The organism is Paraburkholderia sp. GAS42, from assembly GCF_050436565.1.
Classification (GTDB): Bacteria; Pseudomonadota; Gammaproteobacteria; order Burkholderiales; family Burkholderiaceae; genus Paraburkholderia.
This window is the reverse complement of sequence record NZ_JBNDML010000019.1, coordinates 46,820-58,585: the sequence shown is the minus strand read 5'-3', so window position 1 is coordinate 58,585 and position 11,766 is coordinate 46,820. Positions and strand designations below refer to the sequence as shown.

The 11,766-nt window shown below is 63.3% G+C and carries 9 protein-coding genes; 5 read left to right on the top strand and 4 right to left on the bottom strand.

Annotated features, from left to right (window positions below; all coding sequences use genetic code 11):
- Positions 1–311: 311 nt before the first annotated feature.
- From P3T16_RS25385 to P3T16_RS25370, 4 genes are all read right to left on the bottom strand, one after another.
- Complete coding sequence (locus tag P3T16_RS25385) at positions 312–1,241, bottom strand: hypothetical protein (RefSeq protein ID WP_429344450.1); 930 nt, start codon at positions 1,239–1,241, stop codon at positions 312–314.
- Positions 1,242–1,404: 163 nt separating this feature from the next.
- Positions 1,405–4,896: an ATP-binding protein gene (locus P3T16_RS25380; RefSeq protein ID WP_429344378.1), complete on the bottom strand. Its 3,492-nt coding sequence runs from the start codon at positions 4,894–4,896 to the stop codon at positions 1,405–1,407.
- 91 nt (positions 4,897–4,987) lie between these two features.
- Positions 4,988–5,554 (bottom strand): response regulator, encoded by a 567-nt coding sequence (locus P3T16_RS25375; RefSeq protein WP_429344377.1) that lies wholly within the window; start codon positions 5,552–5,554, stop codon positions 4,988–4,990.
- Between the two features lie 760 nt (positions 5,555–6,314).
- The gene (locus tag P3T16_RS25370) at positions 6,315–6,833 is read right to left on the bottom strand and encodes a methylated-DNA--[protein]-cysteine S-methyltransferase (protein ID WP_429344376.1); all 519 of its coding nucleotides are present in this window, start codon (positions 6,831–6,833) and stop codon (positions 6,315–6,317) included.
- Between the two features lie 186 nt (positions 6,834–7,019).
- On the opposite strand from P3T16_RS25370, the gene P3T16_RS25365 reads away from it, so the two are divergent.
- The 5 genes from P3T16_RS25365 to P3T16_RS25345 all read left to right on the top strand — a co-directional run bounded on the left by P3T16_RS25365 (position 7,020) and on the right by P3T16_RS25345 (position 11,751).
- Complete coding sequence (locus tag P3T16_RS25365; RefSeq protein WP_429344375.1) at positions 7,020–7,577, top strand: DinB family protein; 558 nt, start codon at positions 7,020–7,022, stop codon at positions 7,575–7,577.
- A 259-nt stretch (positions 7,578–7,836) separates the two neighbouring features.
- A complete protein-coding gene (locus tag P3T16_RS25360) occupies positions 7,837–8,082 on the top strand; it encodes a hypothetical protein (RefSeq protein WP_228983880.1) in 246 nt (81 codons plus the stop codon).
- 169 nt (positions 8,083–8,251) lie between these two features.
- Positions 8,252–8,683, top strand: a complete 432-nt coding sequence (locus P3T16_RS25355; protein ID WP_429344374.1) for an HIT family protein — start codon at positions 8,252–8,254, stop codon at positions 8,681–8,683.
- Between the two features lie 255 nt (positions 8,684–8,938).
- The gene (locus P3T16_RS25350) at positions 8,939–9,928 is read left to right on the top strand and encodes a DedA family protein/thiosulfate sulfurtransferase GlpE (protein WP_429344373.1); all 990 of its coding nucleotides are present in this window, start codon (positions 8,939–8,941) and stop codon (positions 9,926–9,928) included.
- 119 nt (positions 9,929–10,047) lie between these two features.
- The gene (locus P3T16_RS25345) at positions 10,048–11,751 is read left to right on the top strand and encodes an FAD-dependent oxidoreductase (RefSeq protein ID WP_429253916.1); all 1,704 of its coding nucleotides are present in this window, start codon (positions 10,048–10,050) and stop codon (positions 11,749–11,751) included.
- Positions 11,752–11,766 lie beyond the last annotated feature (15 nt).

The window sequence follows — 11,766 nt, the reverse complement described above, 5'->3', positions numbered from 1 at the left end:
ATGCAAGCTTTTTCGCTTCGTTAAAAGCATCATTTTTGATGGCTTAAATGGAGCATGCGTTGAAAACAAAGTTTTCGTTGCGATGCAAAACCCCGCATCGCCCGACGCCCGTACGCCGTAAAAGCTTCATCGGATGACTAAGGAAGGTATGTGAAGAACAGTGAAATGCTGCATCACGTCATGGCGAACTCACTCGATGAGCGTGCTCGACAGCCTGCGTTGCACGGGCTGTTTGCGGCAGAGGCTTGCCGCCTCGCCTGACCTGCAACACGTCACGAAGCCGCCCGTTTTCCGCTGCGGCTTCGCGATGCTTACCACCGATAACCGACGCCAGCGAAGATCACGTCCGAATCACGGTCGTAACGCGTGACGACGCGATTCCATGTGAGGCGCGCCGCCCAGTGCGCGGTAAACCGGTACGCGCCCGAGATGGACACAAGGCCGGAGAACTTGCCGCTACCGGGGCCCGGCGATGCACTGTTCTCGTTCTCGTTGATCGCGTAGTACGCACCCACGCCGACACCCAGCGTGATGCGATTTTCGATGAACGCGCGTGTAAGCCACAACTGCGTGGTCAGGCCGTCGCGCCGCGCGATCTTGCTGCTGCCTTCGTGAAGGTAGCCCGCTGTCAGGTCGAGATACTTCATCAGACCAATGCGGTAATCGATCGCGCCTGCGAAAGCGGAAGGCGAACTCGTCGAATTGACGATGCTCTTGCCGAAGTACGCGGTGATTTCGCTATGCGTGACTTTGGTCGTGCTGCCGGCGGCCCAGTCGCGCGGGCCGGGCGTGTCCGGCGCATCGAGCTGATATCCGACGCCGAGCAATATGGCGGTCGTGTCCGGCCCGTGCTGAACCTGCACACGATTCAACTGAAGCTGCGTGATCCAGCGATTCGAAGCGTAGTACGCCGCCCGCAGGCTATACACGACGCCCCACCCGTGCACGTCGGCATAGCTGCCGCCCTGAGCGGCGGTCGTCGTGTCGAAATAGCGGTAAGGCCCCACGCCGGCCGATAGCACGAACTGCCGGTTTGCCAGCGGCAAGCGGCCCCAGAACTGCACCGCCTGGCCGTCGCGATGATGGTCCGGAATATGGCCTTCGTTGAGCCACATGAAGCTCGCCGCGAAATATTCGCCCAGGCCTTCCTGATAATTGAATGCCCACGTGTAGGTGTTGATACCGGCCCCGCGCGAGCCGCCGCCAAACAGCGAGAATTCCTGAGCCTGCGCAGAGGACATCGCAGCAGTCGCGAGGCATGCGCCGACAGCCCACGTAGCGGGGCTGAACAGGCGTGACGAGAAGATTCCGGTATGGCGAAAACGCAGGGCCACAAATCCTCCTTTTTCAGTTGCCACTACCTGCGGCAGGCGCCGCACGCATCGACCCCGCGGCCGGCTACTTTCAGGACACTGCGTCACCGTGTATGTTGAACTGCTCGCCGAGCATGGCGTGCAATGCGCCCGCGCGCCGCGCCATCTCGGGCGTCCAGTTGGGCGTTGCATCGCAAAGGCGTTCCAGTTCGCGGCATTGCGTCGCGAGCGCTGCCTCCTGCACGACCAGGAACGCGCCCGCGCTGCTATGGGCCCACTGACGTAACGACGCGACATCCTTTCGTTCGATGGTCGCGGCGAGCCTCGGCAGGTCAGCGGTGAGGTAGTCCTTCAGCATCGCCATGTAGCGCGCTTTTTCGTCGACGGACATTCCCGATGACGTGGACGTCGCGGACTCAGCATCTGCCTTTGCCGCTGTGGCCGGCGCTGTTGCCGGTGCTGTTGCCGATGCTGTTGCCGGCGCTGCGGCCGATAAGACCGCCGGCGCCGCCGCTCCGATCCCCCGGCTACGCACGAGCCGGAGCAGCGCGGTTTCCAGCTCTTTCAACGAAGCCGGCTTCGCGACATAGTCGGCGAAGCCGCGCTCGCGCCAGTCGTCGGCCTGTTCGCTGCTCGTCACCGCGCTGAACGCGAGCACCGGTACATCGGGATGCGACTCATGCAGTCTTGCCAACAGTTCGTGGCCGTCCATCACCGGCATGTGGATGTCGGTCAGCACGACATCGACTTCCGTGTTTAGAAGTGCCGCGAGAGCCTGTCGCCCGTCGCCGACGATGATCGGAAGGCAGCCCAGCGTATCGAGCTGCTCGGCGACGAGTGCCTGATTCAACGGGTTGTCCTCGGCGACAAGAATGACGAGGCCGTGCAGCGCCGCGTCTGGCACCGCGACTTCCGTCACGTGATCCGGCACAGGCTCGGTCTGGCCAGACCACTCTCGCAGCGCGCGTTCGATGCAGGCAAGCGTGACCTTGGCATTGAATTCGCTGACTTCGTACAAGCCCTCGCCATGACGCACCGGGCGGTCCTGGTTAGTACGCGTGATCCAGATAACGGGCGCGGACCGCACAGCGCGCATCGCATCGATGTCTTCCAGCGAATACTCGCCCGTCACGACCACGAAATCCGGCGAGTTGGTGCGCAGATAAGCCTCGGCTGCACGTTTCGACAGGACGGCGTTGGTCAACCATCCCGCGCGTATCAGCCACGGTTCGAGGAATTTCCCCGTTTCGGCTTCCTGGCACACCACCAGCGCATTGCCACGTTGCACGGGCGCCTGAACCGGCGTGGTAGAAGAGTCGTGGAGCGTGGCGAGCGGAATCATCACCGTAAATGCAGACCCGACGCCCTGCACGCTTTCGACTGAAATATGTCCGCCCATCAGATCGCACAATCTCGCGCAGATCGACAGACCCAGCCCTGTACCGCCGAATCGGCTCGACGTGCTCGCCTCGCCCTGCACAAACGGACTGAAGATTTTCGCCACCAGCGCCGCGTCCATCCCGACGCCCGAGTCACACACCTTGCAAACAAGAACGCTGCGATTCTGCACGTCAAGCGTCACCTCGGCGCTCAACGTGATCTTGCCGCACGCCGTAAATTTGAACGCGTTGCTCAGCAGGTTATTGACGACCTGCGCAATGCGCGCGCGGTCACCTCTCAACACCTCATCGAGCGTCACCGAAAGATGGGTGTAAAAGCGGATCGGCCGGTCCTGCGCCATCGGCGAATACGACATCGCGAGACTCTCCATGTCGTCGATGGGACGGAACGTCTCCGTGACGAGCTTCATCTCGCCAGCATCGATCTTCGAGAAATCGAGGATGTCGTTCACGATGCGGCGCAGGCCGTCCGCCGCCATGCCTACCGCACGAAGCCGCTGCTCATGCGGCTCCAGTCCCGGGCTCCGCGACAGCAGTTCGAGATTGCCGAGCAGCGCATTGAGCGGCGTGCGGATTTCATGACTCATCGACGCGAAGAAGTTCGAGCGCGCGCGCATCATCGCTTCGGAGGCCTGTTGCGCCTCACGAAGCTGCTGCTCGAGCGTCTGTTGTGCAGTCACGTCGAGGACCGCGCAAAACAGCACGTCCTCGTCGTCGTAACGCGCAGGCGCGTAGGTAATCTGCAGGAATTGAGGAAGCGCGCCGCCGTCGTCGAGCGGCTTCGCCGGCACGATAAAGCCCGCGATCTTCGCGAACGACGAAGCCGACAACGCATGACCGCCTTGCTCGCGAAACGCGGTGACGATATGAGACGGCAGCGTCATCTCGCTTCCGAGGTGCAGAAGCGCCGCTGCCAGCTGATTCGATGTCAGCAACGAGTAGTCGCGTTGACGGACGATACACAGTCCGACGGGCGTCGCGCTGACGAGAATATGGTTGATCGTTTCGCTTTCCAGCGCACGAGCCGTTTCGGCGTGAGACTGGCGCAACAGGCGCATCCCCCAGAAGCGCGCCGTCAGCAGAACGCCGGCGACGAGCAGCAACGCGAACCCCGCGATTACCGTCAGCTGCACGCTGAGCGCGCCCAGCAAGCCCGCATACGACAAAAAATAGATCAGCGAGCCGAACCCCGGCTGCATCGGCTCGACAAGCAGCACGCCTTCGCGGGAGTAGACGAAATGGCCGGGTGACACGCCGTGGGCCATTGCCTGCAACCGGCGAGAGCGATCCGTCGCAGCGGGCGGTGACGATGCCACGAGGCGCCCTTTGTCGGTCATCAATAGCAGCGTGCCCGGGTCGCCTGGACGGACGAGGCCTGTGAGAAACATATCGACGGGAACGCTTGCGGCGATGAGCACGATCGCTTTGTCGTCCTCGTAGGCGGCCGTCACCGCTGTCATCACCGTGATGTGCTGCACTGGATCGAGGTACGGTCCAATCCACACGCGCCCGCCTCGCGCCGGTACGCTCTTTCCCGTACGCGACTGGAGTTCGCGCGTCAGCATGTCGCGCAACTGCGTCAACGCGCTGGCGTCGGGCGCACGCGGCTCGCCCGACGGTGCTGTATCGATGGCAGGAAGAATGACGTCATAGCGGTCAGCCAGGCCGAACAGATACGCACGATGCGCGAGATCGAACGCGCGCTGCGTCGCCAGCGTCGAGTCAGCTGTTTCATAAAGGCGCGCGAGATGTTCGTCGAGTGCATCACCCCACGCGGCGCGTGTGCTTTCCGGCACCAGTACGTCGAAGCGCGCATCGGGCAATTTGACGAAACCGCTCACGGTGCCCGTCTGCCGCAACTGGTCGGCCACGCCGGGTGGCAAAGGACGGGGCGTGTCGATCGTGCCGAAGTAGCGGACAGTGAGCTCGGTGCGACGCAGGAACGAGGCCTCGCGATCAACGAGCGCGGACACATCGGTCGCGTATTGCACGACCTGTCCACGCCGGAAGTCGAGATGCCGCGCAGCGGCCAGTACCGCCATCAGCAAGCCCGATACGAAGACGATCACCACCAGCGTGACAATCGTTGCAAAGTAAAGGTAGCGTTGCCGTCGCGCGCTTCGGGCAAGCGCCGCGAACGACTCGGCGAGTGAGTCCTGCGTGAGGTCGAGAATTTTCTGCATGACGTCGTCGTCAGATCAGGCCGTTCTCATAGGCATAGCGGATGAGGTCGGTGTTGGTCTGCAGGCCGAGCTTCTGCATCGCCATGGTCTTCTAGCTCGGCACGGTGCTGACCGAACGCCCGAGCTTGGTCGCGATTTCCGAGAGCAGCGATCCCTGCGCGTACAGACGTACCACTTCGAGTTCGCGCTGCGTCAGTTCGGTTGCGGGAGCGGCGTTGGCGGAAGCGGAATCGAGCAGCGCACGGATCGAAGGCGAGTAGAAGTGCCCATCGCTGACGGTCACATGGATACACGCGCGAACGGTTTCGTCGAGCTGGTCTTCCTTGCTGACGAAGGCGCGCGCGCCGAGCTTCATCGCGCGCAGGACAACGCCTGGATTGGTCTGCGCGCTGACCACGACGATTCGCGTGTCGGGATAAAGGCGCGTCAGACGCTTGAGCAGGTTGAAGCCGTCGAGCGACGCGTCGCCGTGCCCCATGCTGAAGTCGGTGACGGCGACATCCGCTGGGTTCTGCGCCAGCGCCTGCACGAGCTGGCTGCCGTTCGTGCATTCGCACACCACCTCGAAACCCGGTGCCCTCCGCAAGCAATCCCTCAGGGCAACGACAATCAACGGATGATCGTCGGCAAGCGCGACACGTATGGGCTTCACTGACATGCCGTTGTTCCTTAGGACGCCGGAGGGGAATGTGCAGGCTGCTTTCGGAGGCAGTTTAGCCTTTTTGCCAACCTTAGGAAATGTCTGATTCACGAATGTGGAATTGGCGAAAACCTCTCGGCCACCGCTCAAGGAATATTGGGTTTTCCGGAAACACACGGCCGAGGAGCGGTGCGTATAAAGATGCAATGGAGATAATCCATTGTGTTGATTGGTAAAACGTCGAGCTAGCAAAAACGTCCCTCCGCTATCAAGCCTGGCGGCGTCTGACGCCGATCCGGTCGCCGGACTACATGGATAAAGATTGCCCGCCACACTATGCGTCGTGCATTCTCAATGGCGTTTTTGGTAAGCGGTATCGTATTTCCCTTAAATCAGGGATTCGAATTTCGGATATTTCGCAAAGGGAAGCGGCGGATTCATGCCTTATTTGAAGGTCATCCGACTGCCTGACGACCGTTCTCGATTGAACGCCGCGGCGAACTGACCCGTCGTGCGCATCGTCGATACGGGTGTCAGGGGCATTGTTCAGCGCGACCGTTCGCCGGTCACACGCGCGAGATCGAGCCGGACATGGAAGCGGAATTGATCTGATAGATCGGCGTTACTACCATCTCGACAGCGGGTGGAGAACGGCTCACGATGGACCCGTCAGCGCCCAATAGTGCGGGCTGGCTGATCCAGGTAACAACGGCGTTTTAGCGGCCCGCCCAGGTATGGACGGGCTATTTTTTTGGCCGCCTGTTTGCGGAACCGACGCTCAGGCGCCGAACAGATTCATCTGCCGGGCTGAAGTGATCGCCGGCCGCTCAAGCGCGAGCAGTCCCTGCTTGCGTTCGAGTCCGCCTGCGTATCCGGTCAGGTCGCCCGCGCCCGACAGCACGCGATGGCACGGTACGATGATCGACACCGGGTTGCGCCCGTTCGCAGCGCCGACCGCGCGGGCGCTGTTGCCCTCGAGCCCGAGCCGGTCGGCAAGGCCGCCGTAGCTCTCGATCTGCCCATAGGGAATCTTCACGAGTTCGCGCCAGACGCGAAGCTGGAACGTCGTGCCAGACGGTTGCACGTTGATCGCGAACACCTTGCGTTCGCCCGCGAAGTATTCGGCGAGCTCCTCCTGCGTCTGACGCAGCACGGGCAATGTTTCGCCACCTCGATCGTCGATGCGCTCGTCGGGAAAATACTTCTGGCCGACGAAGAAGAGACCGGTCAGGGCGTCGTCTTCCGCGCGCAGCAGGATGTCGCCGAACGGGCTCGCAATCAGTGTGCACTGTTTCATGTGGCGCTCATGGGTTCTGGCAGCGCTTCCACCTTCAGTCAGACACTGCCGCCGATCGCTCTCACTGTAGCGCATCGTCTGGTGCCGCACCGCGTTTCCGCCTGTGAGGCTAACGAAGATCTGGTGCTACGCTTTCAACGAATCGCCCGTGCAATGCTGACTGCCATTGACCAACCGGAGACCAATGTGAGTCCAGCCACCTCCCCGCTCGCCGTGCATTGTGCCGATATGGCGCGCAACAACGCGTGGTCGAACGCGCGTTTATATCGCGCGTGTCTCGCGCTATCCGACGATGCGTTCGCTGCGACCCGTGTGAGCTTTTTCCCGTCACTGCAGCTCACGCTGAATCACATCCTGCTGGTGGACCGCTATTACATCGACGCGCTCGTCGACGGCGGCGCAGGCCTGACGATCTTCGACGAAGAGGTGCCTTACCCGCGCGCCGCCGACCTGTGGCCCGCGCAACAGGAAAGCGACCGCCGTCTGATCGCCTTTTGCGACGCACTCGATAGCGACGCGGCCCTCCAGCGCGAAGTCCACATCGACCGCGGGCCCGGTGTCGGCATCACGCATGAAACGGTCGGCGCCGTGCTGCCGCATCTCTTTGTGCATCAGATCCATCATCGCGGTCAGGTTCACGCGATGCTGTCAGGCACGAGCGTCGCGCCGCCGCAGCTCGACGAGTTTTTCCTGCGCTTCGACGCGCCTTCCCGCGCCCGCGACGCGCCGTACGACGCGCGCTGACACAGCCTGACGACACCGCGATGACACGGCGATAAAACCGTGAAGAACCGCATGCACCGTGGCTGGGCATGCAAAAAGCCCGCCAGCGTGATGGACACTCGCGTTAAACTGCCCTTGATCCGCTGCGGCAGGCTGCATGCGGTCCTCCGGGCGGCCACACGCACGGCATCGGATGCCCGCGCGTGATGGCCGCGCGGCAGACGAAGTCGCAGCCAGCCCGTACAATGAATCGCTCAACAACGGAACGAGGACAATGTCGATGCGCACCACCGGCTCTTCCGGGGCAATGACCCTGCTCACCGAATACGACGACGCAACGGCGCGCGAACTTCGCTCGCTGCGCCTCGAATCGACTGAAGACGGCAAAGGCATTCTTCTGATCGAAGTCGATGAACGCAAGCCGGGAATCCACCGCGAAGTGCGTTACGAAATCACCCCTGCGGAACTGATCGCAGCAATTCGCGCCCACGGCGCCGAACTGCCGGGCGAACAGCACAACCGTTAGCCGCCAGGCGCACAACCCGCACGACCATTCCCTGTCAGGCGCGACGGGTTTCACCACGGGCGGCAGCAGGCGTCGTACGTCAGCAACCGCCCGGCGCGCGCTCCCAGCAGGCCAGCCGTCCGGCCACAGCCAGCCAGCACCGGCGGCGGCCGACTCACGAAGGTAGACAATGGAATACGATCCGCAGAATGCGTTCGCCCGGATACTGCGCGGCGAACTGCCGGACATCCGCGTGTATGAAGACGAATTGACGGTCGCGATCATGGATATCATGCCGCAGGCCGACGGCCACGTTCTGATCCTGTCGAAGGAGCCAGCGGTTGAGATCTTCGACCTGTCGGAAGAGAGCGCGGCAGCCTGCATGCGGACGACGCGCCGGGTCGCGACGGCTGTCAGGACGGCGCTCCACCCGCCCGGTGTGCTGATCGCCCAGTTCAATGGCCTCGCGGCCGGCCAGACCGTTCCGCACGTGCATTTCCATGTGATTCCGCGACGCGAAGGCGAAACGCTGAAACCGCACGGCGCGGTGCTTGCCGATACCGAAAAGCTTCGCGAAATCGCCGCGCGAATTGTGGCTGCCATGCCGGAAGGCGCCGCCTGACCTTGCCAAACGGCGCTTCGTCCCCATCTGCCCGTGACGCGGCCAGTAGCGCCGACTGACGTCACGACCGCTTCCAGCGGGCCGGTTGCGCGAAGCGGCCGGCCCGCTGCGTTTCACCGGCGCGTTCCAGGCCGGTTCGCAGCTGATTTTTGTTTGTTTTCAAGTCACTTTTCGGCACGCTTGCACGTCTCGAAAATGCGTCCATAATCTTTGAGTCACCTTCATTTCTGGCCATAAGGCCGCGGATGTAAGCCGATGCTACATGACCTCGTCGAACAGTACGGGCCGTTGCTGGTGTTTGCCAACGTGCTCGCCGCCTCGTTCGGGCTGCCCCTGCCCGCGATGCCGTCTCTCGTCTTGTTTGGGGCAATGGCTGCGCTGCATCCGGGATCCATTGGCGGGCAACTGCTGCCGGTGCTGGTGCTGTCGATTTTCGCAACGCTGATCGGCGATAGCGCGTGGTTTCTGGCGGGCCGCATCTACGGCGGCAACACGCTGAAGACGCTCTGCAAGCTGTCGCTGTCGCGCGATACGTGCGTGAAGAAGACCGAGCGCTTTTTCGGCCGCTGGGGCGTGCGCGTGCTGGCGGTGGCGAAGTTCGTGCCGGGCCTGTCGATCGTCTCCGTGCCGATGGCCGGCGCGATGGGCGTCCGGTACCGCACGTTCCTGAGCTACGACAGCATCGGCGCGGCGCTGTGGTCCGGCGTTGGGCTGATTATTGGCGTGCTGTTCGCGCAGCAGATCGACATGTTGTTTGCGGGCGCGAGCCGGCTCGGGCACATGACCGCGGTCGTCGTGGTCGCGCTGTTGCTGGCGTACGGGACGTATCGCTGGATCCGCCGCCGTCAGCTGATCAAGAAGCTGGCGACCGCGCGTATGGAAATCGAGGAACTCGACGAGCTGATCACCGCGAATCAGACGCCCGTGCTTTTCGATATCCGCTCGCATGAAAAGCGCAAGCTCGATCCGTTCGTGATTCCCGGCTCGCAGTATGCCGACGAGCGTCAGCTCGAAGAGATCATCGCGAAATATCCGCACGATCAGAAGGTCGTGATCTATTGCTCGTGCCCGAACGAAATTTCGGCAGCGTGGATGGCGAAGCAGATGACCGAGGCCGGCTTCTCCGATGTCGTGCCGCTGCGCGGCGGCCTTGACGCATGGCGCGACGCCGGCCGCACGCTGGAGCCGCTGCCCGGCGAACCCACCCGTCACGTTGATGGTGACATCGCCCCGAAAGCTGCATAGCGCGCGGCCCATGGAGCGCGGCCGCGAGGCGTTCCCGACGCGGGCGCCCCGGCTGCGGCAACCCATGTGGCACGCCGACGTCAGCCCCCTGTCACACAGAAAGAGGAAGGAGCCGTTTGATGGCAGCGACTCAGGAAAGTGAAGGACAAGCAATCGTAGCCGACGCACCGTTCTCGAATCTGAGCACGCGGCGTCACCAGATGTTTCCGGAGCTCACGAACGAAGAGATCGATCGCCTGCGCAAGTTCGGCGAGGTGACCCGCCGGGGAGCCGGGGAATATCTGTTCCTCACCGGCCAGAAGGGCCCCGGCATGTTCGTCATCCTGTGCGGAGGCGTCCGGATAACCCGGCGCGACGCCCTCGGGCGCGAACATGTGATCGCCGACCATGGCCGCGGCCAGTTTATGGCCGAAGTTGGCCAGCTGTCCGGAAAGCCGGCGCTGGTCGACGGGCTGACCACCCGGCCGGTCGAAGTGCTCCTGATTCCGCCAGATCGCCTGCGCGCGCTGATCGTCGCTGAGGCGGAACTGGGCGAGCGGATCATGCGCGCGCTGATCCTGCGCCGTGTGGCGCTGATCGAAAACGGCGCCGGCGGTCCAGTTTTGATCGGAAAGCGCAATGATCCCCGCCTCGTCTCACTGGAAGGCTTCCTTTCGCGCAATGGTCATCCGCATTCGGTGATCGACGAACGCGACGAAGACGCGTTGCGTCTCATCGAACAGTTCGCCGCGCGACCCGAAGACCTGCCGCTCGTGATCTGTCCAGACGGCACGGTGCTGCATCATCCGAGCGACCCTGAACTGGCAACCTGCCTCGGGATGTTGCCCGATCTCGACGCGTCGCATGTCTACGACGTCGCGGTTGTCGGCGCGGGTCCGGCCGGGCTCGCGACGGCCGTGTATGCGGCGTCTGAAGGCCTCTCGGTGATCGTGCTCGACAGCCGTGCGCCCGGCGGCCAGGCCGGCGCCAGCTCGCGCATCGAAAACTACCTCGGCTTCCCGACCGGTATTTCCGGCCAGGCGCTGGCGGGCCGCGCGTTCGTGCAGGCGCAGAAGTTCGGCGCGCACGTCGCGATTCCCGTGAAGGTCCGCACGCTCCATTGCGACGAGCAACCGCACCGGCTGGATCTGGTGTGCGGCGGCAGCCTGCTGTCGCGCACGGTCGTGATCGCGACGGGCGCGGTATACCGCCGTCCGGCGCTTGAAGGGCTGGAGCGCTTCGAAGGGCGCGGCGCGTATTACTGGGCGTCACCCGTCGAGGCAAAGCTGTGCAAGCACGAGGAAATCGTGCTGGTCGGCGGTGGCAATTCGGCTGGCCAGGGGATCGTCTATCTGGCGTCGCACGCGAAACACGTGCACGTGCTGATCCGCAAGAGCGGCTTCGAATCGACGATGTCGCGTTACCTGATCGACCGCATCCAGTCGTTGCCGAACGTTACCGTGCATCCGCGCGCTGAAATCGGCCGGCTCGAAGCCGACGACAGCGGGCTCGCTTCGGTCGTGCTGAAATCGCCGCTTCCGGACGGCACCGATCACTTCGACACGCGCCATCTGTTCCTCTTCACCGGCGCCGACCCGAACACTGACTGGCTGCGCACCTGCGGCGTCCAGCTCGACGCGAAGGGCTTCGTGCTGACCGGCGTGGGCGCAGGCTCGGGCTGCGATCTGGCGACGACGGTCGAAGGCGTCTACGCCATCGGCGACGCCCGTGCCGGGTCGACGAAGCGCGTTGCGGCCGCCGTCGGCGAAGGCGCGGCGGTGGTGGCGCAGATTCACCAGCTACTGGCGGAACGGGCGGGCGAAGCCATCGCGCTTGGCGCCTGACCGAGCGGACGCGCC